The sequence below is a fragment of the Sphingobium naphthae genome (assembly GCF_043589935.1).
GTDB classification, from domain to species: Bacteria; Pseudomonadota; Alphaproteobacteria; order Sphingomonadales; family Sphingomonadaceae; genus Sphingobium; species Sphingobium naphthae_A.
In genome coordinates this window covers 90,383-114,190 of sequence record NZ_CP171455.1, presented here as the reverse complement: position 1 = coordinate 114,190, position 23,808 = coordinate 90,383, and the positions used below count along the sequence as shown (strand labels likewise).

The window sequence follows — 23,808 nt, the reverse complement described above, 5'->3', positions numbered from 1 at the left end:
TCCAGGCACGGTGTGGAGTTTCCATGGCGCAAAAGAATGACGGCGGTGACAAGACCGAGAAGCCGACTCCCAAGCGGCTGCGCGACGCCCGCCGCAAGGGCGACATCGCCAAGTCGAAGGATGTCGGGCCCGCGCTCGGCATGATCATGTGGTTCCTGCTGCTGCTGTTCGCGGCCGGTCATGCCGGCGCGCAGATCACCGATCTGATGCGCGACACGCTCGGCACGGCGACCAGCATGCCCTTCGATGCGGCCGCCCCCGTGCTGGGCTGGGCGGCGCTGCTCGTGCTGGTGTCGGTCAGCCTGCTGATCCTGGGTCCCGCCGCGCTGATTGGCGTGATCGCCGAATTCGTGCAGGTCGGCGCGCTCGTCACCACCGAAAAGCTCAAGCCCTCGATCGACAAGCTGAACCCGATCGAAGGGTTCAAGCGCATGTTCAGCATGGACAATCTGGTTGAGCTTCTCAAGACCGTCGCCAAGGCTACGCTGATCCTGACGATCGCCGGCGTTATCCTCTGGCGCTCGGCCGATGCTTTCGTCAGCCTGGTGCAGGCGGCGGGATGGTCGCCGGTCGATCATCATGGCGACCAGGTGGCGAGCGCGATGCTGGCCCTGATCCGGTCGGTGTCGATCCAGCTCTTCGCCTGGACCTGCGCCATCTTCCTGCTCGTCGCCGCCGCCGATCGCGCCTGGGCGCAGCACAGCTTCATCAAGAAATTGCGGATGAGCCGACGCGACATCAAGCAGGAGCACAAGGATAATGAAGGCGATCCGATGCTGCGCGCGCAACGCCGGCAACTGCATGAGGAATGGGCCAATCAGAATGCCGTGGCCGCAGCGGGCCGGGCCAATGTGCTGCTGACCAATCCGACCCATCTCGCCATCGCGCTCGACTATGATCCCGAAGATTGTCCGGTTCCCATGGTCGCGGCCAAGGGCGAAGGGCCACTCGCCGCCGCCATGCGCGCCGAGGCGGAACGCGAAGGCGTGCCGATCGTGCGCAATATCGGCCTGGCGCGCGGCGTCTGGGGCGAAAGCGAGGTGGGCGGGCCGATCCCGCGCGACCGGTTCGATGCGATCGCCGAAATCATCCTGTGGGCCCGCCGGGCGCGCGACGGGCTGGAAGCCCCGGTGCGGGAGGATGCGGAATGAACGCAGGGACTTTCTTCCTCAGCCTGCTGGCGGTGGTGCTGGCGCTCGCCGTTGTGCTGGGGCTGGCCTGGGTGGCGCTGCGGCTGCTGCGGCGATGGAACGATCATTTCCAGGGCGGCGGCGAAGCCACCGAGCAGCCGATCCGCTTCCTGCGCGCCATGGCCGTGGGCCAGCGCGAGCGCATCGCCCTGGTCGAGGTGCGGGGTGAGGTCATGCTGATCGGCGTCACCGGCGGCAACATCAGCCTGCTCGCGCGCTGGCCCGAAGGCCGCGCCGCGTCGCTCGTCCCGGATGGACGGCCCTGATGACGCCCGAACCGCCTCGCTTTCCCGCCCTGGGCGCGCAGGAGGCGCATCTGCGCCAGAGCCTGCTCGGCGCTCTTTGTGGTCTGAGCGTCGAGGACCGGATACTGCGTGCACAGCTTCTGCCGCGCGACGCTGATGCCGCCGCCTGGTTCCGCTGCGCTGACGCTATCGCCTTTCGCCCGCTCCGCCTCGGCGGCCGCGCGCTGTCCATGGATGCCAGCGACGGCCCGGCGATGGCGGCCTTGCTGGACGCGGCCGACGATCTGCTCAGCGCCCTCGAAGCCGCGCTCGGCGTGACGCTGGACCCGATCGACATCGGCCCCTGTCCCGACGCCGCCGGGCTGACCGTGCGGATCGACTCGCTTGACCAGCAGGTCGTCCTGCTGCTGTCGGTCCCGATCGGCGCCGCCATCCTGGCCCAGCCCGCGGCGCTCGCCCCTTCGCTGCTTGGCCATATCGCTCTGCCTGTCGGGATCGCTGTCGCGGGGCCGCGCCTGTCCCCGGCCGACGCGGCGACGCTGGCGCCCGGCGACCTGCTGCTGATCGGGCCTGCCCCCATCGGCGCGACGCTGCGCCCGCCGCACGGCGATGCGATCCCGGGCCGGCTCGATCCGGCCGCCCGCTGCTTCCGGCCGCACTGAGCCACTTGTTCCAAAGAGGAGAAGATCATGGATGATGCCGATACGCCTGCCATGTCTCCAGCCCCCGCCAGCCCGATATTCCCGGCGGACGATTTTTCGGTGCAGCTGCGCTTCGAGCTGGACCAGACCGATGTCCCGCTCGCCCGATTGCAGGCGGTGCAGCAGGGCGGCGTGCTGCCCTTGCAGGATCGCGACGGCGCGCTCCCCGTCCGCATCATCGCGGGCGGCCGCGCCATCGCGGCGGGCCAGATCGTCTCGGTCGGCGACAGCTATGGCGTGCTCATAGAGACGGTTCTCAAGGAAGGCTGAACCCCATGGACGTGTCCGCCTTCACGCCCGGCAGCGCGCTTGTCGTCGTCGTCCTCATCGCGCTCGCCCCCTTCTTCGCGGTGATGGTGACCAGCTTCACCAAAATCGTGGTGGTGCTGTCGTTGCTGCGCAATGCGCTGGGGCTGCAGCAGGTGCCGCCCAATGTCGTGCTGAACGGCATGGCGCTCGTCCTGTCGGTCTATGTCATGTATCCTACCATGCAGCAGATGGCGGCCGCATCGGGGCAGCAGGCCGTCCCGTCCCAGACCAGCGAGATTTTCTCCGCCGCCGACCGCGCCAAGGAGCCGCTGCGCGCCTTCCTCATCAAGCACAGCGCCGCGGACGAGCGCGCCTTCTTCCTGCGCACGCAGCAGCGCGTCGCCAAACAGAGCGGCACCCAGGCGGCGAGCGCCACCGACTTCATCGTCGTCGTGCCCGCCTTCGTCGTGCGCGAACTGACGGTCGCCTTCCAGATCGGCTTCCTCATCTTCCTGCCCTTCCTGGTGATCGACCTCGTCATCTCCAACATCCTGCTGGCAATGGGCATGATGATGCTCTCGCCCGTCACTATATCCCTGCCGTTCAAGATCTTGCTGTTCGTGCTGGTCGACGGGTGGGTGAAGCTCTCGCACGGACTGGTGCTCAGCTATGTCTGACAGCATCATCCGCATGACGATCGACGCGCTGTGGCTGGTGCTGCTGCTGTCCGCCCCGCCGATCGTCGCGGCCTCGGCGGTCGGCTTGCTGGTCGCGCTGGTGCAGGCGGCGACGCAGCTTCAGGAACAGACGCTTCAATATACGCTCAAATTCTTCGCCATCGTCGCCACCATCTTCCTCACCGCCTCGCTGCTGGCGGGAAGCCTCTACCAATATGGCAACACCATCTTCACCCAGTTCCCGGCCATGGTGCGCCAGTGATGGCGGGCGCGGGGGTAAGCGGCATGCAGGGCGTGCCGGGATGGATGATGGAATTGCTGCTGGTCGGCATTGCCTCGGCCCGCTTCGGTTTCGCCTTCGCCATCATTCCCCTGTTCGCGCAGAACACCATTCCCGCCACGGTCCGCAACGCGATCATCCTCACCTTCGGCGGCGTCGCCTTCGCGCTTCAGCCCAATTTCATGGTGCAGGATATCGGCACTTTCGGCTGGGCGATCATGCTGGTGCGTGAAGCCGGGATCGGCATCGCCATCGGCTTCTTCTTCGCCACCATCCTCTGGGCGATGGAGGCGGCGGGCGAGATCATCGACGCCAAGGTCGGCGCGACCATCGGCCAGATATTGGAGCCCAATGGCGGCACCATGACATCGGTCACCGGATCGCTGCTCCAACGGCTCGCCCATGTCCTCTTCGCCGCCTGGGGCGGGCTGTTGCTGCTGGTCGGCACCATCATGGAAAGCTTCGTCATCTGGCCGATCGCCAAGAGCTGGCCCGTGCTGGACCCGCAGTCGCTGATCCTGTTCGAAGGGGAATTCGGCCGGCTGATGACGCTGGCGCTGGTCTTCGCCGCACCGATCCTGGTGATGCTCTATGTCGTCGACGCCGCGCTCGGCCTGCTCAATCGCTTCGCGCAGCAGCTCAACGTCTTTTCCCTGTCGCTCTCGATCAAGAGCTGGGCGGCGACCGCGCTGCTCCTCATCCTTGTGCCGCTGCTCGCGCAGGCGGTGCTGATGGACCTCTCGACGCGCAGCGACGTCGTGCGCGCGGTTGCAAGGACGCTGGCGCGATGACCAACGGGCCGGACGAGGAAGCCCGTCTGCGCGAACTGATGCGCCTGCTGCGCCAGGCCGATGCGCGCGCGGCGGAGGAGGATGTGCCGATCGGCGAGTTTCGCATCCCCCGCTCGCGCGTCCCCGAACGGCATAGCCAGGCGATCGGCACGCTCACCCGCACCGAAGTGGCGGTGCTGCGCTTCCTGGGCTGGGGCCGCGCCAATGCCGACATCGCGACCCTGCTGGTCATCAGCGAAAATACGGTGCGCGTGCACCTCAACAATATGTGCCGCAAGCTGGAGCTGGACGGCGTGCGCGAACTCAACGCGCTTGCCGGCCTGCTCTTCCACCCGCTCAGCTAGTCGGATCGCTTAGGACCCTAGTCGGATCGGGGAGGGCGGACGGCTGGCAGGTGGGTCATACAGGATGGCGACGACGGCGGTTCGACCCGTTCGCGCCGCCGTCCCAAGCGCCCCTTGAGGGCCGGATTTTCAAGGACAGGAGAATAACGATGTTCGGCATTGGTTCCTTCAACCCCATTTCCCTCCTCGCCACCTCGATGCTCGGCCCGATCGGCGGCGTCGTCGCCCAGCTCGCGCAGCAGGTCTTCTCGCAAATGGGTCAGCAGATCCTGCAGCAGTTCGGCGACAAGCTCGGCCTGCCCCAGGGCATCATCGACATGGCGCAGAGCCAGTTCGCCGGTTCGATCGGCGACTTCCAGGGTGCGGCCAGCAATGTCGATGAAGCGCTCGACCAGTTCGGCGCCGGCGTCGGCGCTTCCCCCTCGGACATCGCCCAGGCCCAGAATGGCGTCCAGCAGATGATGATGCAGTTCATCGAGGAAATGAGCCAGAGCCAAGAGTTCAAGGACGCCAAGGCTTCGGGCGGCAAGGGCAAGGTCGCGGGCTCCAGCGCCGGTTCGACCGGTGCGCCGGGCTGGCTGATGGCGATGGCGCAGGCGCTGGGCGAGGAACTGGATCGTCTGGGTCAGGACATGCAGAGCCGCGCCGAATCGCTGAAGGGCGACGACGCCAGCGCCTCGGCCGAATTCGGCGTCGTGTCGCAGCAGTTCAGCATGCTGATGAACGCGACCAACAACGCCATCAAGACGATCGGCGAAGCCATGTCGAACACCGCGCGCAAGCAATAATCCGCTTACCCCGCAAAGGAAACGGTTGGAGGCCCATCCCTTGGATCGGGCCTCCGCCTCTTTTATCAGGGGCTTGACAGCACAGGAGGACGATCATGTTCCGCACTGTAATCATCGCGCTGGCGCTTGTGGCGCCGGTCGGCGTCGCAACCGCCCAGGATATCGCGCCCGTCATCAGCCCCGGCCAGGCGGCCGAGGGCATATTCCACCGCTCCGTCGCCGAAGGCCAGGCGCGCCGCATCCGCGAAGGCGGTTCGAGCGCCACTGCCAGCGCCGCTCCCACGGCCGGTCAGCGCCGCGCCTGCGCCAGCCTGCCGCGCTTCCGGGCGCAATTGGGCGCGAACGAACCGCGCGTTCGCAAGCTGGAAGGGCTGTGCGCGGGCGTCGGCCTCTAATCGGATCGACTAGGGGACTAGTCGGATAGCGGAGTGCGACGGTGGCGGGCCGCCGCCATCCTGCCGGACACAGGCAGAGACAGGAGACCCGCCATGATGCTCTTGGGCTATCTCACCAATCAGGTCGGCGATGCGGTTCCGCTGCTGGACCGGCCGTTCAACACCATGGCCTGGTATCTGCCGCCCAAGAGCGCGGCGAACCGCAGCGCCAACACCAGCTGCCAGCAAATGGGGCCCGGCATCTACGGCTCCTTCGGCAGCGACGTGCATGGCGGCACCGCCTTTCCCCGCATCGCTCGCCATTATGAGGCCGTCGGCGGCGGCCTTGCCGATCCCGAAGCCGCCGGCGACCTGACGCTCGCGCCCGGCACTGGTTGCGCCGGGATGGATCTTGGCCCCGATTATCGGCTGCTGCTCGACGGCGCGACCGGGCAGGTCCTGATCGAACATCGACCCAGCGACACGCGCAGCCCGATCTGGGGCGGCGAAGCCGCGCTGCACGCGCACAGCTGGTTCGGGCTCGACAATGGCACCACGATCGCGATCGAAGCGGGCGTAGCGGCCGACCATGCCGATGCCGTGGTGCCGGCGCGGATCGACATTATCCGCGACGGCGCGATGCTCAGCCTGCGCGCCGACGACCGGGCGTGAGGGCGGGACGACAGCGATGATGCTGCACAGCCTGACCGCGGCCGCCGCCTTGCTGGCGTCGCTCTTCGCGCCCGCCGGACCTCAGCAGGGCGCGCCGACCGCGCGCTTCGATCCGGGCAGTCTGCCGGCGCTCGATCTCTCCCCCGGCCAGGGCGTCGCTGCCGATGTCGATGGCGGCTATCGTCCCGATCCTGCGGTGCGGCGCAAGCTGGCCGACATCATGGGCGAAGCCGCCGGCAGGGAAGGGGCGGCCCAGGAGGCCGAAATGCGGCAGATCGTGCTGTCGGGCCGCGCCGTCGCCGAATATGAAAAGGTGGCGCCCCGGCTGGGCTACAGCGCCAATGACGCGATCGACGGGCTCGCCTTCTACATGCTCGCCCAATGGGGCGTCGCCAACGACCATCGACCCGACATCACCCGCGCGCAGGCCGCGGGCGTGCGGCCAACGCCTTCGCCCGTGTCGCCGACCAGGTGAACAGCGATGCGCTGCGCCAGGAATTTGGCGAGATGCTGATGATCCAGGGCGCGATCATGGCGGGCACGCATGAGGCCGCCTTGCGCAGCGGCGACAGCGCCGCGCTCGCCCGCTATGCCGACATGGCGCGGCGCGGCGGACGGCAGATTTTCCAGGCCGATCCTGTCGATATGCTCCTCACCGATGACGGTTTCCGTCACCGCTAATCGGATCGACTAGCCCGCTAGTCGGATCGCGGAGCGCATCCGCCCGCCCGATCTGCTTTTATGCTCAGCGACAGGACGGCGCGGGCCGTCGACAGGATGAGACAGGACCCATGACGATCGACCCCCATATCAGCAGCGCCAGCGCGATCGGCGCCCTTGGCGCGACGGGCGGCCCTGCCGCCAGCGCCGGGCCGGTCGATCAGGTCCGCGCGCTCGCCAGCCAGGTCGTCGGCCAGATCGCCGGCAGCTTCGGCTTGCTGCCGATCAGCGCCCCCGGCCAGGGCGACGTCTACGGCCTTCGCGCCCTGGCGGACCAGATGAGCGCGAGTTTTGGCGGGTCGGCCGCCGATGCCGGCGCGCTCACGCGCGCGGTCGAGGCTTTCGCCAGCGCCGTCGCGACCGACATGGCGGCCTATGCCGATGGCCGCACGCTCGATCTGGCGGACCGCGCGATCCGCGCTTCGACACTCGGATCGGCGAGCGACATCGCCGGCATCATCGATGGACTGGATCAGGCGCGCGTCGCTCTGGAAGGCGCGCGTCCCGCATGAACGGCCGGCCTGCGCCGGTTCTTTGCAACGAGAGGGAATGAACATGACAACGATCATCAACAATACGTTCAATCTCAACGTCACGAACAATTTCGGGGCGAACCCGCTGGCCGGGGGAATGACGCTGCAACTCGCCAGCGGCATCATGGCCAGCTATTTCCAGCCGCTCATGGCCAGCGCCTTCGCTTCGGCCGCGCTGCCGATGATGTTCCAGATGCAGGGCGGCACGATGCTGCCGGGCACGGGCGGCCAGGCGTCGACCTTTGCCCCGACCCAAGGCGCCAACTGGTCCGCATCGATGGAGGGCGAAAGCCAGGCGTCGATCGATCTGGGCGACGGCTATTCGCTGGAACTGGATGAGCGCAACTCGGAAATCCGCATCTACAACGGCAGCACCGGCGAAACCACGCGCGTCTGGGGCGATCCCCATGTCGACATTGATGGCAAGCATGCCTTCGACTTCTGGGGCACGACCAGTTTCGAACTGGAAAACGGCACCAAGATCACCATCGACACCGAGCAATATGCCCCCAATCCCAATGAATATGTGGCCAGCAAGCTGACCATCACCAAGGGCGATCAGGCGATTGTGGTCGACGGCATCAGCCAGAACCAGATTGGCGACCTGTCGATCACTCAGTCCAACAATGGCCAGATGCTCGACATGCTGACCCGTGATGGTTTCGTGCTTCAGGAAAATGCCACCGGCGCCGGCTGGCGTTCGGAACTGACCGGCGACATCGCCACCCAGGCCGATCTCAACCTGACCAAGGTCGGCGCGATCTACGGCCCTGGCAGCGATATGCCGAGCATGGGCGAGATCACGCAGCAGCTCTCCTCCTTCCTGCTGTTCGGCCTGGTCAATGCGCTCACCAACGCGGCGCGCGGCTGACGCGCACCGCGCGGGGAGCGGCTTCTCTCATCCCCTTCACGCCGCTCCCCCTTTCTCCAGACCCAGAGGTATCGAGGGTGTAATCATGGGTACGGAAGCTGCAGACAGCATTGGCCAGGGCTCGGCTGGCATTGGTTCGAGCACGTCCACATCGACAGATGTTGCGGCCGACATGGTGAGCGAACATCGCACCGCAGGCACCCTCGATACAACCGCGCTCGCCGCCGATGTCCGCGCCCATACCCCCGACGATCCCGAGGCTCAGGCGGATCTCGCCGCCGCGATCGAAGCGCAGCTGACTCCGGTCGAACAGGGCCAGTTCAGCGCGGCGATGCAGGCCGCGAACGACAATGCGCCCTTCGGCGTGTCGATCGAGGGGCAGGAATTCGCCGTCGGCGACTTCCCCGATGCGCCCGCCGCCTCCACCTGGGGCAGCCAGCCTGCGGGCCTGGGCTACAAGGAGGCATGGGACGCCACCGCCGCGCGGCTCGGCACCACCGATCCCGCCGCCATCACCGCCGCGATCGAAGCCCAGCTGACGCCGCCGTCGGACGTCACGACCCTCGCGCCGATCACGATCGAGGCGACGCCCGAACCGACCCCGCAACCCTCGCCCCAGGCCGCGCCGCAGCCGGTCGTGACGGATGCGACGCCGCATGACGCGCAATCGGAAGAAGGCGTCGGCGCCTTCTTCGATGGCCTGGTCAAGGGCGACTTCAGCGACAATGACAGCTGGTCGGCGACCGCTGGCCAGGTGACCGGCGGCTTCATTCCCGTCGTCGGGCAGATTGGCGACGCGCGCGACACCGTTTCCGCCATCGGCGACGTGATCCAGGGCAAGGACGGCGCCTGGGGCAATCTCGGTCTCGCCGCGGTCGCCTGGGTGCCGGGCGTGGGCGATCTGGCCAAGGGCGCGATCCGGGGCAGCGAAAAGGCGCTCGACGCCGGCAGCGAAGTGGCGCAGGAGGCGACCCGGCACAGCGACGAGATCGCCGATGCGGCGCGCCCGCGGATCGAGATGGATGGCGGCAGCAAGGGCGACTGGTCGCCCGAACTCAACGCCCGCAACCTGACGCCCAACGCCGATTATGTCGTCAACGGCTATACCTATCGCACCGATGCGCAAGGCCGGGTCGCTGATGTCGAGGGCCAGCTTGATCTCCACACCGCCGACCGCAACAGCTATCAGCAGGGCGTGTCCGGCCGCGAGGATCGCCTGCCCGACGACCAGGGCGGGCATCTGATCGCCTCCATCTTCAACGGTCCGGGCGACCGCGTGAATCTCGTGCCGATGAACGGCAACTTCAACATGGGCTCGTGGCGCGATCTGGAGCGCACCTTCCAGACCGCGCTCAACGAGGGCAAGACGGTTGATGTGAAGATCGAGGTGAAATATGGGTCCGACAGTCAGCGGCCCGACAATTTTCGGGTAACCTACAGCATCGACGGCGTGCCGCGCACGCGCATGTTCGACAATGTGCCCGGAGGACAGAAGTGAGCGAAGCCGATCCGCATCTGACCATCGCCCGGCAACTGGCGCAGGCCGCGCCGGCGGGATGGCAGAAGCTGTGGACCGAAGGCGAAGTGGGCGACGGCTATAGCGACCTTCTGTTCGCTTATGCCTCGCCCGACAAGGACCGCAATTATTTCGTGCCGTCCTATGAGCAGAATGAAACCATTCACGCCGAACTGGCGAAGCTGCGCGATCGCATGCAGCAGCAGGGGCGCGCGAAGTGGAAGCATTTCGTCTTCACGCTCCAGCCCGACGGCACGTTCAACCTGCATGTCGATTATGACGACTGACGCTGGCCATCGAGCCGGCTCGCGATAGATCGCCCAGCGTCTCGCCTCCTTGTGAACGGCGCGGCGCGCCGCACCACCGCCTCCCATCGACCCTGCCTAATCGGATCGACTAGCCCGTCTAGTCGGATCGCCGAGCGCCAATCGCGCGCGTCTGCGCCACAACAGGGCCAGTCGCAACCATCATCGGAGCGCCCGCCATGACCGATCCCGTCGGCGATGCCGTCAACACCATCCATGACAAGCTCGACACGTCGGGCTGGTTCAACACCGTCAGCAACGACGAAACCCATGATGTCGTCAACACGCTGACAGCACTGCCCGCGGATCAGGCCGACCAGGTGGTTGATCGCCTCGCCCAGTCAGGCGATCTGGATCGCGTCGCGCATGAAGTGATGGATGGCGACTGGTTCGGCAATGGGGGATTGTCGGGCGACGAGCGCCGCGCCTTCTTCGCCGACATGGCCGGCAAGCTGGACGGCGACAGCCTGGCTGCGTTGAGCGACGCCTTTGCCGGCGCGGACAATGGCGGCTTTGATCCCGTCACCGAATTGGGCCAGGCGGTCGCCACCCATGGATCGTCCCAGGCCAAGGTCGATTATATCGCCGCGATGAAGGGCGGCGTCGATGACGCGACCCAGGCGCATTATGGCCTCGGCTATTCCAGCAGCCAGATGCAGGATGCGGAGGCCACGGCGGTGGGCGACGTGCTCGGCTCGCTGCGCGGCAGCTATGCGCAGCTGGGGTTCGAAGCGATCGGCGACAAGCTGCCCGATGTGCTGACCTCCGCCACCGACGGCCAATTGATGACGATCGCCAGCCAGGCCGGCGCCAGCAACTCGATCAGCTGGAACGCCGACAGTTTCGAAGCCATCATGGGCGCCGCCGCCAGCACCTATGATCCTGATCTGAAGGCGCAGGTCTTCGACGCGGGCGTCCAGACGCTGCGCGCGGTGCGCGACACCGACAGCGTCCTCGGCGGCCTGACCGTGGTCGGCAAGGATGAAACGCTGCGCCAGATGACCGACGGCCTCACCGCCATAATCGACAGCGACACCACCGGCGTCATGGGCGAACTCACCTATAACCAGCAGACGATGGATGGCTCCAGCTTCGCCGCCTATGCCAAGGAAATGCTGAACCAGGGCCGCGAGCAGGAACTGGGCCAGCAGATGGGCCGGCTGCAGGTCGGCAATCATGCGACGGAAAATCCGGTCGACTATCTCAACCAGGTGGAAACCGTCGTCGGCACCGATCAGGAACGGCGCGCCAATGCCGGCGCGCTCGGCTATTTCGTCGGCGGCGTCTATGCCGCAACCACGGCACGGTCCTCCGATGTGGCCGAGCAGCGCGAAACCGTCACCGCTATCCTGAAATCCGCGCTCACCGTGGTGGACAAGGTCGCCTCGCTGGGCGGTCCGACCGGCCGGGTCGTGGCTGGGGGCGCGGCAGTGGGCAAGGAATGGATGCAGATCGCGGTCAAGAACGCCATCGCGGATGAAGGCGCCGCCGCCGGCATCCGGCTGGAGCGCGGCGCGCTGCCGGTCAACGGGCAGACCGGTGAACTGGGCGTCGGCGACGCGGTGGCCAGCGCCTTCGAGGATCGGCTGGCTTCGGTCACCCGGACGGCCCAGCCCTGATCGTACGGTCGGGCCTTGACTGGGCATGGCTGTTGCCGGCGATGATGATCGCCGCATGCGACGCCGCGCCGCGGCCCGACCTGCCGCCCGTGCCGGCTGTGCTGATCGCCAGCGACGAGCTGCCCCTGGGCGACGCGGCGTCCGCGCGGTTGACGCGCGCGAGCCTTGCGGCGCGCGACCGGATCGAACCGGACGCCGGGCCGCTGGAGGCGCGCGTCTATCTGCTGCCGCGCGCGCAGGTTCAGCCCTTTATCGCCAGCCTCGCCCAGGCGCCCGCGTCGGGCTGGACCATCGATCAGCCGCCTGAGCGGCAGGCCGACGGCAGCCTGCTCGCCATCTATGCGCGCGAGGGCAGGGTGCTCGCCTATCTGCTGCTGGACCAAGTCGCGGGCGAACGCGTCGCGGTCCAGCGGCTCTACAACGCCGACAATTCTTAGATCGACGCATACCAAAGCGCGCCGCGCCCGCGACGACTTGCCACGCCCGTTCCGCTAAAATATGGACCGAATGATCATAATGTGGACCGGGAGCGGCGTAGATGAAATGGGCCGGGCTTGCCTTGCTGCTATCAGCCTTCGCCGCGCCGCACATTGCGCGCGCGCAGCCCGTCACCCTCTTCGATGGCGGGGCCGTCGCGCCGGTCCTGCATGAGCCCGGCCGCACCATGGCGCTCGCCGCGCAACTGCTGCAGCGCGATCTTGCCGCGCTCACGGGCGTATCTCCACCAACGGCTACCTCGCTGCAATCCTGCTCCAGCCTCTGCATCGTCATCGGCCAAAAGGATTCGGCGCTGGTTCGCGCCGTGGCGGCCGACGGCGCGGTCGATCTGCGGCCGCTGGAGGGCCAGTGGGAACGCTATGTCCGCGTCCTCGTCCCATCCCGCCGCCATCCGGGACGCGCTTATCTGCTGATCGCTGGCTCCGATCCGCGGGGCGCGGTCTGGGGCGTCACGGATCTCAGCCGTGACCTTGGCGTCTCGCCTTGGGAATGGTGGGCCGATGTCACGCCGCGCCGGACCGACCGGCTGGTGATCGACGGGGCGTGGCGGCTGTCCGATGCGCCCTCGGTGCGCTACCGCGGCATCTTCCTCAATGACGAGGATTGGGGGCTGCAGCCCTGGGCCGCCCGCACCTTCGAGCCCGAAACCGGCGACATCGGCCCCAAGACCTACGCGAAGATCTTCGAACTGCTCTGGCGGCTCAAGGCCAATATGATCTGGCCCGCCATGCATGATGTCACCCGACCCTTCTACACGGTGGCGGGCAATGCCCGCACGGCGGACGATTATGCCATCGTCGTCGGGACCTCTCATGCCGAACCGATGATGCGCAACAATGTGCGCGAATGGCGCGATGCGTGGGGCGCGTTCAACTATGTGGAGAACAAGCCTGCCCTGCTGCGCTACTGGCGCGAACGAGTGCGCGAGGTCGCGGGCCATGAGAATATCTACACGCTGGGCCTGCGGGGCCGGCATGACAGCGGCATGGAGGGCGTCGACAGCGCGCAGGCGGCGCGGGACGTCACCGCCGACGTGGTCGCGCAGCAGCGCCGCATCCTGACGCAGGAAACCGGCCGGCCCGCGGCGCAACTGCCCCAGGTCATGACTCTCTACAAGGAAGTGCTCGACACCTATCGCGCGGGCCTGAACATCCCGGACGACGTGACAATCGTCTGGCCCGACGACAATTATGGCTATCTGCACCAGCTGTCGGCCGCGCAGGAGCAGCAGCGACCGGGCGGGGCCGGCATCTATTATCATCTTTCCTATTGGGGTCGGCCGCATGACTATACCTGGCTGTCGAGCACCCACCCCGCGCTGGTGCGCGAACAGCTCGATCGCGCCTGGCGCACCCAGGCGCGCAGGCTCTGGGTCGCCAATGTCGGCGACATCAAGCCCGGCGAATTTCTGATGCAATATTTTCTCGACATTGCTTTCGATGCGCGCCTGCTCGCCGATCCACCGCGCGTCTATCTGCGGCGCTGGGCGGAACGGCAGTTCGGGCCGCAGGCGGCTGATGCCGTCGCGGATGTGATGGGCACCCATTTCGACCTCGCCTTTCCGCGCCGTCCCGAATTCATGGGCTGGGGTCAGACCGAACCGACGCGGCCCAACGCGATCAGCGACTATGTGCGCACCGGCGGGGAGGAGGCGGAACGGCGGCTCGCCGACTATGCCGCGCTGGTCGACCGGACCGATCGCCTCGCGGCCGCGCTTCCCGCCGATCGCCGCGACGCCTTCTTCCAGATGGTGGGCTATAATGTCCGCAGCGCCGCCAACATCAACGATCGCATGCTCAGGCTCGATCTCGCCGTCGTGCACGCCAAACAGCATCGCACCGACATGAACCGGCTGTCCGACCAGGCGCGCGCGGCGCATGCCCGGATCGTCGCCGACACCGCGGCCTATAATGCACAGCGCAACGGCAAATGGCGCCACATGATGAGCATGACGCAGCGCGACCTGCCAGTCTTCCAGGAACCCTTCTATCCAAAATGGGACATTCCCGCCGGCGAAGATTGCGCGCGGACGCAGACACCCTCGTGCCGTAGCCCGGCGCCCGCGATCCTCACGAACCGCATCCTCTCGCTCCCCGCCATCGCGGCGCGCAGCGCGGATTGGGAAGCGGCGCCGGGCCTCGGCTCGGGCGGCGCCGCACTGCGCAGCCGGCTCGACCTGCCTTCGCGACCGGGCCCGTCCGGCGCTCACCCGCTATCCTATCGCTTCACGACGCAGGAGCGCACCGACGTGACGCTGCGCATCGTCGCCTTGCCCGTCCATCCGCTGACATCGGCCAACCGGCTGCGCATCGCTGTCCGTGTCGATGGCGGCGATCCGACCATCCTCGATTATCAGAGCTTCGGCCGCAGCGAGGAATGGAAGCGCAATGTCCTGTCCAACAGCGCTACGCGCGACATCCGCCTGCCGCAGTTGCCCGCCGCCGCGCACCGGATCGATCTGGAAGCGCTCGACCCCGGCTTCCTGCTCGACCGCATCGACGTGCGGCTGGACGGCGCGCCGGACTATTATGGCGCGCCGCCCGTCGACCCGATCCGTCAGTGACGCGCGTCAGGCCGCCTTTTCGGCCGCGCCGGCGATGATCGCTTCGGCCATCTCGTCGGCGACCATGGCGGCCGAGCGGCCCTCGCGCGCGGCCTGCTCCAGCAGCCGTGCGACGCGCGGGCCGATGCGGCTGACGCGGGTGCGCACGCTCGCTTCATCTTCGCCCAGATATTCGGCCGACACGTTGATGATGCCGCCGGCATTGACGACATAGTCGGGCGCATAGACGATGCCGCGGGCGAGCAGCGCGTCGGCGACCTCCGGCGTCGCCAGCTGGTTGTTTGCCGCACCGCAGACCAGCCGCGCCTTCATCGCCGCGACGCTCTCCTGCGTCAGCGCGCCGCCAAGCGCGCAGGGCGCGAAAATATCGGCGTCGGCCGCAGCGATCTCCGCCACATCGACGATCGTCGCGCCCAGTTCGCCGGCCAGCGCCTGGCACCGTGCCGCATCAATGTCGGCGATGATCAGCTTCGCGCCCGCTTCGGCCAGCTGGCGGCACAGGCTCGCGCCCACATTGCCGACGCCCTGCACGGCGACGGTCAGGTCGGCCAGCTCCGCGTCCAGTGTCAGCCGCGCCGCCGTGCGCATCGCGTCGAACACGCCCAGCGCTGTCCAGGGCGAAGGATCGCCGCCCGCCATATCCTCGGTCGGGTCGAGGCCCGCGACATGGCGCGTCATGGTCGACACCTGCGCCATGTCGGCGACGCTGGTGCCGACATCCTCGGCCGTCACATACACGCCGCCCAGCGCATCCACCGCCTTGCCGAAGGCGCGGAACAGCGCCGCGCGATCGAAATCGCCTTCGGGATAGCGCAACACCGCCTTGGCGCCGCCCAGCGGCAGCTCGGCCATGGCATTCTTGTAGCTCATCCCCTTGGCCAGGCGGCAGGCATCCCGCGTCGCCGCCTCGATATCGGGATAGCGCCAGAAGCGGCAACCGCCCGCGCCCGGGCCAAGCGCCGTCGAATGAATGGCGATCACGCCGTCAAGGCCGCTGGCCGTGTCGAGCAGGCGCACGGTCCGCATCGTCTGGCTGGGGGAAGGGGCGTGGTCGACCATCATATTCTCCTCAAGGGGGCGTTTGCGCGGCGGCTTATGAACGCTGCGCCGCGAAGAGTCTTGCTCAATATCACGATCCACTCTGCGCAATACGGATGATCTATCCCCATTATCGCGTTATGCAGCACAGGATGATCGACCTTGATCCCTTCGAGCGCAAGATTCTCCGCGAGCTGCAACGCGACGCCAGCCTGACCACGGCCGAAATCGCCCAGCGGGTGGGGCTGACGCCGTCCCCCTGCTGGCGGCGCATCGACCGGCTGGAGCGCGAAGGGCTGATCCGCAAGCGGGTCGCGCTGATCGACCGGCGCAAGGTCGGCCTCAACGCGCAGATTTTCGCGCAGGTGAAGCTCAACGCCCATGGCCGCGCCAATCTCGACGAATTCAGCGCCACCATCGGCACCTTTCCCGAAGTGCTCGACGCCTATGTGCTCATGGGCACGATGGACTTCATGCTGCGCATCGTCACGCAGGACATCGACGCCTATGAACGCTTCTTCTTCGAACGGCTGAGCAAGCTGCCGGGCGTTCAGGAAATCCATTCGACGGTCGCGCTTTCCGAGATCAAATCGACCAACGAACTGCCGATCTGACCATCGTCTCCCCGCGCAGCCCGCTCAATAGCCCACCGCGTAGCCCATGCGGCGCGGATCGCTGCCGCCCATGCGCGCGCCGGACTCGTCGACCAGCACGCCCTGAATGCTGCCGATGGCGAAGGGGCTGACCATCTCCAGCCTGTGGCCCATGGCGCTCAGACCCTGCGTGACGGCGGGGGCAAATCGGCTTTCCATCTGCACGCTGATGGCCGCGCCCGCCTTGTAGAAGCTGGGATCGGCCTGCAGCGCGAAGCGCGGCGCCTCGATCGCCTCCTGGATCGGCATGCCCCGGTCGATGACATTGATGAGGAACTGGAACTGCGTCTGGCCGATCGTTTCGCCGCCCGGCGTCCCGCAGACGAGCTTCAACCGGCCCTTGTCCAGCACAATCACCGGGCCATTGCCCAGCAGGGCGCGCTTGCCCGGTGCGGCGCGGTTGGGGTGGCCGTCATAGGGCGCGGTCGATCCGATGCGCAGCCCGTTATTGCACAGCAGCCCGGTGTCCCCCATAACCACCGACGTGCCGAAGCCGCCGCCCACCGTCGTGGTGACGGCGATCGCATTGCCATCGGCATCGACGACCGACAGGCTGGTCGTGTCGCCGCCGCGCGACCGGTCGTCCGCCAGCGCCAGCAGCGACGGATCGCCCGCGCGAGCGATGTCCGCCCCGCGCGGAAAGGCGATCGCCCGCGCCCGGTCGATGATCGCGCGCCGCTTGGCCGCAAACGCCTTGGACAGCAGCATATCGACCGGAACCGTGACGAAGCGCGGGTCGCCCGCATGGCGATAGATGTCGGCCTTCGCGACCTTGATCGCTTCGATCAGGCAATGCGTCAGCTGCGGGTCGTCAGCCGCGATGGATGAGAGGTCCCATCCCTCGACGATGTTGAGCTGCTCGCACAGCTCCAGCCCGGTTCGCGATGTCAGCGGGCTGCAATAAATGTCGAGGCCCCGGTAGCCGGTCGATACCGGCGCTTCCCACAGCGGCGCATAAGCGGCCAGGTCCGCCATGCGCAGCCAGCCGCCGTTAGCCTCCGAAAAGCGCGTCATCTCCCTCGCTACTGGCCCGGTATAGAAATGCGCATGGGCCGCCATCAGCGCCTTGTCGCGATCGGCGCCGGCTTGCAGCGCGCTTGACTCCGCGTCGGCCAGGCCCTGCAGCGTGCGCGCCAGCGGCAGGTTGCGGAACAGCGCGCGCGGCGCGGGCGGCTGGCCGCCGGGCAGGAAGATCGCGGCGCTGGTCGGATAGCGGGCGAGCACCGCCTGCTGCCGCCGGATGAACATCGCGATCGACGCGTCGAGCGGATGGCCATCGCGCGCATAGCCAATCGCCGGCTCCAGCAGCGTCGAAAGGGGCAGGCGGCCGAACCGGCGGGCCAGTGCGATCCACCCGCCAAAGGCGCCGGGCACCGTCACCGCCTTGTGCCCGCTGTCCAGCTCGGCCGGATCGACGGCGGGATCGAACAGGCCGGGCGCGCCCCCGGTGAAGGCAAGCGAATGGACCGTTCCCGCCTTGCGGTCGAGGCAGGTGGCAAAGCCATTGCCCGCCGCGCTGGAGGCCCAGGGTTCGACAACGTTCATCACCGCCATGGCGGCGACCGCCGCGTCGGCCGCGCTGCCGCCCTGCAGCAGCATCCGCGTTCCCGCCATCGCGGCGAGGGGGTGCCCCGCCGCCACGCCGCCATGGGGCATCGGCACTTCCACCCGATGCGCCCGCACGGCCGCCGGCGCGCTGCGCGGCGCATCGGGCGCGCGCGCGCCGGACTGCGCCAGCGCGGCGACGGGCAGCGCGACCGCCGCGCCGGCAAGCCCCGCCGCGATCAGCTCGCGGCGGGCAAGGCCCTGATCCTGCATCAGAAGCTCTTTTTGATGCTGGTATACCAATAGCGCGCCTGCGGCTGGTAGAGGCTCGACAGATAGCCGCTCGACGCCAGCGGCGGGTTCTTGTCGAAGATGTTGCGCGCGCCGATGGTGATTGCCGTGCCCTTCATCATGCCCTGGTCGAACTTATAGGTGGCATAGAGATTGACCGTGGTCTGGCCATCCACCACGAAATTATTGCCGGCGGCATCGAACACGTCATTCTGATAGACGTCGGAAATGAACTGGGTGAAGGCGCCGATCCGCACCGGGCCGTAATCCCAGGTCAGATTGCCCGAAATCCGCCAGCGCGGCTGGCCGTCGCGGTTGACGACGTCGCCGCCGCCCGACACCGGCACGGCCGCGTTGATCGTGCCGTCCGCCTGACCGTCGATCACTGCCTGCACCGCGGCCGGCGCATCGACCTGATATTTGATCAGCCGCGCGGCGTTGACGTTGAGGCCGAAGCTGCCGAAGGAGCTGGTGGTGACCCGATAATCCAGGTTGAAGTCGATGCCGTCGACCTGGATCGGCAACAGATTCTGGAACGGCGCGGTGACGTAGAGCAACTCGCCCACCGGCGCCAGCCCGGTCCCCGCGACCAGCGCGATGTCGTCGGCCGTGGGCTCGCGCCGGACGACCGCCGGGTTGCTGCTGCCCTGGACGCGCAGCAGATAGTCGAGGTTGAGCGCATTCTGATAGTCGAGCAGCCCCACGACGCCCTTCTGCTTGATGCGCCAGCGATCGACGGTGAAGGTGACCTGGCCCATCCCGTCCGGCAGCGGCGGCTGGAAAACCGCGCCGAAATTCCAGCTGGTCGATTCCTCGGGCTTCAGGTCCGGATTGCCGCCCGATCGCCGCAGCACCGACACGCTGCGCGCGCACTGCGAAAAGCTGCTGATCCGCCCGGCGCGCAAGTCCGCTTCGCACAGCACATACTCTGTGCCGCCATTCACACGGTCGAGCGTCGCGGTGTTGAGCACTTCCAGGTTCGGCGCGCGGAAACCCTGCGACCAGGAACCGCGCAGGCGAAAGCCCTGCAACAGGTCCCAACTCGCCGCGATCTTGGGCTTGGCGACGTCGCCGACATCGCTGTAGCTTTCATATCGGCCCGCCACCTGGATGTCGAAGGAGCGGATCATCGGAATTTCCATCTCCGGGCTGACAAGCGGCAGGGCGAGCTCAGCATAGGCCGACCACACCTTGCGCCGGCCCGACACGTCGGGACTGGGGCTCGCGCCCATCAGGTCCGACCCGTAGAATATGCCGGTCACCGCATCGGTATAGGTGATGTCCACACCCGCGACGCCGCCCTGGCGCGGGTCGCGGTCATCCCTGTAGGTTTCGCGACGGAATTCGACGCCACTCGCAATGCCGATGCTGTTGCCGCCCCACAGGTCCAGCAGATTGGCATTGGAAATCTTGAGGTCCCACAGCGCCAGCGTCGTCTTGTTGCGGCGGGTCGACTGGATGCGGAAACTGTCGATCACGGACGGGTCATTGACCGTGCAGTCGCCCACCGACGGCGTGTCCACGCAGCCCCCATTGAAGGGATTGTAGGCATCGGGCGTGGTCTTGTTGATCGCCGCCTGCAACAGCGTGCTGGACGTGCCGTCCATGACGTCCTTGACCGTCGCCCAGGTGTAGAGGCCCGCTGATTCCCAGTTCCAGTCGCCGAAACTGCCGCGCAGCCCGCCCAGGAAGCGATATTGGTAATTGGTGACGTTGACCGTCTTCATCCCCGCATCGACATAGTTGAGGCTGCGGATCGTGACCGGCAGACCCTCCTCGGGCACGCCGACCAGCCCCGGCAGGCGGTTGGGGTTAACGGATCCGTCGGCCAGCAGCGTGGGGCCCAGCGGGTTCCAATAGGCGTCGGCTGCCACCGTGATCGGGATATTGCCCAGCGACCCGCCGCTGCCGATAAAGGCTTCGGTCTTGCCGCGGTAGAAACCCAGTTCGCCGAAGAAATCCAGATTGTCGGTCAGCTCGTAATTGATGAAGCTGAACAGGTTGATGCGTCGGACAGAAGGCTGGGTGGTCAGATCGGGGAAGGTCTGGTTCGCGTCGAAGCGAAGGTTGGAATCGACATTGGCCATCTGCGTCGTGCCGCTGCCATCGTCCCAGCACATGCCCGATGTCGTCGCCGCCACCTGGCAGCTGGCGTTGGTCGAAGGCTGGATGTGGAACTGGCGCGACGCGTTGGTGAGCGCGACGCCATTGCTGGTGATGATGCCCGATCCGCTCGCCTGGAACGTGCCCCAGGGCGTGCTGGTCGACGTGCTGTTGAACGCGGCATTGCCCTCGAACGCGGTGCCTTGGACATAGGAGCGGCGGTCCAGACTGGCTGTATAATCCTGGTCGCTCAGATAGAGTTTCGACTTTTGCGCATAGCCGCCATAGAGCGAGATGTTGCCCCGCCCGCCGCCGAAGTTGAAACCGACCAGTCCGTTGATTGTGAATTCGCGCAAATTGGTGCCTTCGGCCGCGCCATATTGCGCGTCGAAGGTGGCGCCGGTGAAGTTGGACTTGAGCACATTGTTGACCACGCCTGCGACGGCGTCCGACCCGTAGAGCGCCGCCGCGCCGTCGCGCAGCACCTCGACGCGCTCGATCGCGCCCACAGGGATGGTGTTGGCGTTGAAGCCGAAGGTCGGGACGCCCGAATCGACCACGCCCGTGATCGCCTGCGACGTCGGGTGCAGCACGGTGCGGCGGCCGTTGATCAGCAGCAGCGTATTGCCCTGTCCCAAGCCGCGCAGCGACACGGTCGACACGTCGCCGCGCGCCGCATTGCCCGACCCGCCGCCTAGCACCTGCTCGTTGAAGGTCACGCCACCCAGCTGCGGGATGGATCGGAACAGGTCGCCGCCCGACACGGCCGCGACGGCGTCCACCTGTTCCTGGCCGACGACGCTGACCGGCAGCGCACCAGTCGTTTTCGCGCCCTTGATCTGCGTGCCGACGACGACGATCTCCGCGCCGTCATCGCCCTGCGGCTCGGCGGGCAGGGGAGCGGGGGCGACGTCCGACATGGCGCCGCCGACCTGCATTTCGGCAAAGGCGATCGGGCGCATCGCGGCGCTGTCGCCGCGCAGCGCCGACAGGCTTTTGTCGCGCAGCGTCACCACGTCGTTGCGGTCGGACACGATCACGAGGTCGGTGCCGCGAATGATGCGCTTGAGCGCCTGGCGCGCATCATAGGCGCCCTGCAGGCGCGGTGTGCGCGTGTTGCGCAGCTTCTTGGCCGGCGCGATGATCTGCAAGCCGCTCTGCAAGGCGAAGGACGGCAGCACATCGGCCGCGCGGCCTTCGGGCAAGTCGAAATTGCGCTGCTGCGCCAGGGCCGTGTTCCCGCTCAGCGCCAGCGCGCTGGCGCCGCTCAGGATGATGGCCATGCTTCTCATACTGGTCATGTCTCTGCTTCCCCCTCATTGCGCCGCACCGGCGCGCGCCATCCTCCGGGCGCGCGGCCTCCACCGCGTGCCGGACCGGCTGTTCGACTAGAAATCCCACTGCTTTCGCGCCGGTTTGCTGCCGGCCGACGCCCTTGCGGCTTTCCTCGTGGAAAGCCTCGGCATCCTCCCGGACCAGCCCGCATGGCCGCTGGTCTCATTCTGAAAGACAGCGGCGGGCCGATTATCCGCCATTGCCGCCGTCACATTTTTTTCATGCGCATCTATTCGCTGCGCTACGGCGGATTTGTGGGGGCGCTTCGTTGATAGTCACGATCTTCTAGGGGAAGGGACAAACCGATTCAGGACAGCAGGGCCTTCTGGCTGGCGCGCCACATATGTCCGCATGAACCGGCGCTCCGGCGCTGGCTGTCGGGGCGCATCCAGCATGGTTTCCTGGTCGATGACGTGATCCAGGAAACCTATGCAAAGCTCGCCGGCCTGGCGGCGGTCGATCATATCGAAAATCCGCGCGCCTATTTCTTCCGCGCCGCCCTGTCGGTCGTCGCCACCGAAGTGCGCCGCGCGCCGGTCGTGTCCTTGGACTCGCTCAGCGAGATCGAACAGCTAGGCTTCCGGGCGGACGACCTGCCGCCCGACATCCAGGCGGAACAGCGCCAGGAGTTTCGCCTCGTCGCCGATGCCATCGCCCAGCTCCCGGCCAAATGCCGCGAAGCCTTCCTCCTGCGCAAGGTGCAGGGCCTTTCGCAGCGGGAAACCGCGCAAAAGCTGGGCCTTTCCGAAAGCACGGTGGAAAAGCATGTCGGCCGCGGCATCCGGCATCTGATAAATATTTTCGGACGTGGCGGAAAATCCGGCCAAGCCGCGTCTAATGACCAAATTCCAGATGCGGAGCGATATGACAGTCAGGGAAAGCAGTGCGCAGATCGAGCAACAGGCGGCCATGTGGGCGGCCCGGCTTGACGCGCGCGTCCTGACTGCGGCGGAGACGGCCGATCTCGATGCCTGGCTGGCGGGCGACAGCCGCAGGCTCGGCGCCTGGGCGATGGCGCGCGCGGCCTTGGCGCGGGTGGAGCTGGCGCAGCCGGCCCAGGACGACGCGCCGCATGAGGATGCGCCGGTCGCGACGCGCCCTTCCGCGCTCGATCGCCGCACGCTTCTGCGTAACGCAGGCATGGCGCTCGCCGCGTCGGCGGTCGGGGCGGTGGGCCTCGGCCTCCTTGGACAGGGCCAGCATTATGCGACCGGCAAGGGCGAAATGCTGCGCATCGCGCTCGACGACGGCAGCATCGTCAACCTGAACACCGCGAGCGGCATCGATGTGCAGTTCACCGCCGAACAGCGCACCATTTACCTGCGTGGCGGCGAAGCCTTGTTCGATGTCGCCAAGGATGCGGCGCGGCCCTTCGTCGTGGTCGCCGGCGATGCGCGGGTGCGCGCCGTCGGCACCGCCTTCACCGTGCGGCACGAAGCGCGCCGCCCTATCGACGTCATCGTCAGCGAAGGCGTGGTCGAGGTGAGCGAGGCGCGCGCGGCCCCGGTCCGCGTGGCGCAAGGGATGCGCGCCATGGTCGACCCGCGCGCCGCCACGCCGATCGAAACCGCCGCGATCGCGCCGGAAACGATCGAGCAGGAGCTGTACTGGCGCGAAGGCAAGATCGCCTTTCGCGACACCACGCTCGCCAGCGCCGCGGCCCAGTTCGCGCGCTATAATGACGAGCGCATCGTCATCGCCGATCCGGCGCTGGCGCAGGAAACGATCACGGGCCTGTTCGTGGCCAATGATCCGCGCGGCTTTGCCGAGGCGGTGGCCCAAAGCCTGGGGGTCGTCGCCCGGATCGATGGCAACAGCATCCTGATCAGCCCGACCTGATCCATCGGGCTGGACCAAATTTGGGCTCCACGCACGCATGTGGAGCGGGGGAGACGCGACCATGAAGA

Annotated in this window: 27 protein-coding genes; 24 read left to right on the top strand and 3 right to left on the bottom strand. The window is 67.1% G+C overall.

Annotated features, from left to right (window positions below):
- Positions 1-23 precede the first annotated feature (23 nt).
- The 20 genes from ACGGKE_RS15635 (at position 24) to ACGGKE_RS15540 (ending at position 14,936) form a co-directional block, all read left to right on the top strand.
- Positions 24-1,151, top strand: coding sequence for a flagellar biosynthesis protein FlhB (locus ACGGKE_RS15635; protein ID WP_394442848.1), 1,128 nt, complete (start codon positions 24-26; stop codon positions 1,149-1,151).
- Positions 1,148-1,456, top strand: coding sequence for a flagellar biosynthetic protein FliO (gene fliO, locus ACGGKE_RS15630; RefSeq protein WP_394442845.1), 309 nt, complete (start codon positions 1,148-1,150; stop codon positions 1,454-1,456). Before ACGGKE_RS15635 ends, fliO begins: the two co-directional genes overlap by 4 nt.
- A complete protein-coding gene (locus tag ACGGKE_RS15625) occupies positions 1,456-2,097 on the top strand; it encodes a hypothetical protein (RefSeq protein WP_394442842.1) in 642 nt (213 codons plus the stop codon). The genes fliO and ACGGKE_RS15625 overlap by 1 nt, the downstream gene beginning before the upstream one ends.
- Before the next feature lie 27 nt (positions 2,098-2,124).
- Positions 2,125-2,406, top strand: coding sequence for a FliM/FliN family flagellar motor switch protein (locus ACGGKE_RS15620; protein WP_394442839.1), 282 nt, complete (start codon positions 2,125-2,127; stop codon positions 2,404-2,406).
- A 5-nt stretch (positions 2,407-2,411) separates the two neighbouring features.
- Positions 2,412-3,062, top strand: coding sequence for a type III secretion system export apparatus subunit SctR (gene sctR, locus ACGGKE_RS15615; protein WP_009823036.1), 651 nt, complete (start codon positions 2,412-2,414; stop codon positions 3,060-3,062).
- The gene (gene sctS, locus ACGGKE_RS15610; RefSeq protein ID WP_009823035.1) at positions 3,055-3,324 is read left to right on the top strand and encodes a type III secretion system export apparatus subunit SctS; all 270 of its coding nucleotides are present in this window, start codon (positions 3,055-3,057) and stop codon (positions 3,322-3,324) included. The genes sctR and sctS overlap by 8 nt, the downstream gene beginning before the upstream one ends.
- Positions 3,324-4,133: a type III secretion system export apparatus subunit SctT gene (gene sctT, locus ACGGKE_RS15605; protein ID WP_394443124.1), complete on the top strand. Its 810-nt coding sequence runs from the start codon at positions 3,324-3,326 to the stop codon at positions 4,131-4,133. Before sctS ends, sctT begins: the two co-directional genes overlap by 1 nt.
- Complete coding sequence (locus ACGGKE_RS15600; protein ID WP_394442832.1) at positions 4,130-4,477, top strand: helix-turn-helix transcriptional regulator; 348 nt, start codon at positions 4,130-4,132, stop codon at positions 4,475-4,477. Before sctT ends, ACGGKE_RS15600 begins: the two co-directional genes overlap by 4 nt.
- Positions 4,478-4,626: 149 nt before the next feature.
- Complete coding sequence (locus ACGGKE_RS15595) at positions 4,627-5,265, top strand: hypothetical protein (protein ID WP_394442829.1); 639 nt, start codon at positions 4,627-4,629, stop codon at positions 5,263-5,265.
- Between the two features lie 95 nt (positions 5,266-5,360).
- Positions 5,361-5,660 (top strand): hypothetical protein, encoded by a 300-nt coding sequence (locus tag ACGGKE_RS15590; protein ID WP_394442826.1) that lies wholly within the window; start codon positions 5,361-5,363, stop codon positions 5,658-5,660.
- A gap of 93 nt (positions 5,661-5,753) precedes the next feature.
- Positions 5,754-6,311 (top strand): hypothetical protein, encoded by a 558-nt coding sequence (locus ACGGKE_RS15585; protein ID WP_394442823.1) that lies wholly within the window; start codon positions 5,754-5,756, stop codon positions 6,309-6,311.
- A 16-nt stretch (positions 6,312-6,327) separates the two neighbouring features.
- A complete protein-coding gene (locus ACGGKE_RS15580) occupies positions 6,328-6,786 on the top strand; it encodes a hypothetical protein (RefSeq protein ID WP_394442821.1) in 459 nt (152 codons plus the stop codon).
- Positions 6,783-6,992, top strand: a complete 210-nt coding sequence (locus ACGGKE_RS15575; protein WP_394442818.1) for a hypothetical protein — start codon at positions 6,783-6,785, stop codon at positions 6,990-6,992. The genes ACGGKE_RS15580 and ACGGKE_RS15575 overlap by 4 nt, the downstream gene beginning before the upstream one ends.
- Positions 6,993-7,102: 110 nt before the next feature.
- The gene (locus ACGGKE_RS15570) at positions 7,103-7,543 is read left to right on the top strand and encodes a hypothetical protein (protein WP_394442815.1); all 441 of its coding nucleotides are present in this window, start codon (positions 7,103-7,105) and stop codon (positions 7,541-7,543) included.
- A 43-nt stretch (positions 7,544-7,586) separates the two neighbouring features.
- Positions 7,587-8,435 carry a DUF1521 domain-containing protein gene (locus ACGGKE_RS15565; RefSeq protein ID WP_394442813.1) on the top strand — a complete coding sequence of 283 codons (849 nt, stop codon included), beginning with the start codon at positions 7,587-7,589 and terminating at the stop codon, positions 8,433-8,435.
- Between the two features lie 85 nt (positions 8,436-8,520).
- Positions 8,521-9,933: a DNA/RNA non-specific endonuclease gene (locus ACGGKE_RS15560; protein ID WP_394442810.1), complete on the top strand. Its 1,413-nt coding sequence runs from the start codon at positions 8,521-8,523 to the stop codon at positions 9,931-9,933.
- Positions 9,930-10,238 carry an immunity protein YezG family protein gene (locus ACGGKE_RS15555; protein WP_394442807.1) on the top strand — a complete coding sequence of 103 codons (309 nt, stop codon included), beginning with the start codon at positions 9,930-9,932 and terminating at the stop codon, positions 10,236-10,238. Before ACGGKE_RS15560 ends, ACGGKE_RS15555 begins: the two co-directional genes overlap by 4 nt.
- A gap of 197 nt (positions 10,239-10,435) precedes the next feature.
- Positions 10,436-11,875, top strand: coding sequence for a hypothetical protein (locus tag ACGGKE_RS15550; protein ID WP_394442804.1), 1,440 nt, complete (start codon positions 10,436-10,438; stop codon positions 11,873-11,875).
- Positions 11,876-11,916: 41 nt separating this feature from the next.
- Positions 11,917-12,312 (top strand): hypothetical protein, encoded by a 396-nt coding sequence (locus ACGGKE_RS15545; protein WP_394442801.1) that lies wholly within the window; start codon positions 11,917-11,919, stop codon positions 12,310-12,312.
- A gap of 101 nt (positions 12,313-12,413) precedes the next feature.
- Positions 12,414-14,936, top strand: coding sequence for a glycosyl hydrolase 115 family protein (locus ACGGKE_RS15540; RefSeq protein WP_394442798.1), 2,523 nt, complete (start codon positions 12,414-12,416; stop codon positions 14,934-14,936).
- Between the two features lie 6 nt (positions 14,937-14,942).
- Here ACGGKE_RS15540 and ACGGKE_RS15535 read toward each other — a convergent pair whose 3' ends face one another.
- On the bottom strand, positions 14,943-15,995 hold the full coding sequence (locus ACGGKE_RS15535) for a Leu/Phe/Val dehydrogenase (RefSeq protein ID WP_394443122.1): 1,053 nt from the start codon (positions 15,993-15,995) through the stop codon (positions 14,943-14,945).
- A 131-nt stretch (positions 15,996-16,126) separates the two neighbouring features.
- Here ACGGKE_RS15535 and ACGGKE_RS15530 point away from each other — a divergent pair, with 131 nt between their 5' ends.
- Positions 16,127-16,588, top strand: coding sequence for an Lrp/AsnC family transcriptional regulator (locus ACGGKE_RS15530; protein WP_394442795.1), 462 nt, complete (start codon positions 16,127-16,129; stop codon positions 16,586-16,588).
- A gap of 24 nt (positions 16,589-16,612) precedes the next feature.
- Here ACGGKE_RS15530 and ACGGKE_RS15525 read toward each other — a convergent pair whose 3' ends face one another.
- Both ACGGKE_RS15525 and ACGGKE_RS15520 read right to left on the bottom strand, forming a co-directional pair.
- Complete coding sequence (locus ACGGKE_RS15525; protein WP_394442792.1) at positions 16,613-18,445, bottom strand: gamma-glutamyltransferase family protein; 1,833 nt, start codon at positions 18,443-18,445, stop codon at positions 16,613-16,615.
- A complete protein-coding gene (locus ACGGKE_RS15520; RefSeq protein ID WP_394443120.1) occupies positions 18,445-21,486 on the bottom strand; it encodes a TonB-dependent receptor domain-containing protein in 3,042 nt (1,013 codons plus the stop codon). Before ACGGKE_RS15520 ends, ACGGKE_RS15525 begins: the two co-directional genes overlap by 1 nt.
- Positions 21,487-22,050: 564 nt before the next feature.
- On the opposite strand from ACGGKE_RS15520, the gene ACGGKE_RS15515 reads away from it, so the two are divergent.
- Genes ACGGKE_RS15515 through ACGGKE_RS15505 form a run of 3 tightly spaced genes read left to right on the top strand, consistent with a single transcriptional unit; the run spans position 22,051 to position 23,740 of the window.
- Positions 22,051-22,173: a hypothetical protein gene (locus tag ACGGKE_RS15515; protein ID WP_394442789.1), complete on the top strand. Its 123-nt coding sequence runs from the start codon at positions 22,051-22,053 to the stop codon at positions 22,171-22,173.
- A 33-nt stretch (positions 22,174-22,206) separates the two neighbouring features.
- Positions 22,207-22,830: an RNA polymerase sigma factor gene (locus ACGGKE_RS15510; protein WP_394443118.1), complete on the top strand. Its 624-nt coding sequence runs from the start codon at positions 22,207-22,209 to the stop codon at positions 22,828-22,830.
- Positions 22,766-23,740, top strand: coding sequence for a FecR family protein (locus ACGGKE_RS15505; protein ID WP_394442786.1), 975 nt, complete (start codon positions 22,766-22,768; stop codon positions 23,738-23,740). The genes ACGGKE_RS15510 and ACGGKE_RS15505 overlap by 65 nt, the downstream gene beginning before the upstream one ends.
- Positions 23,741-23,808 lie beyond the last annotated feature (68 nt).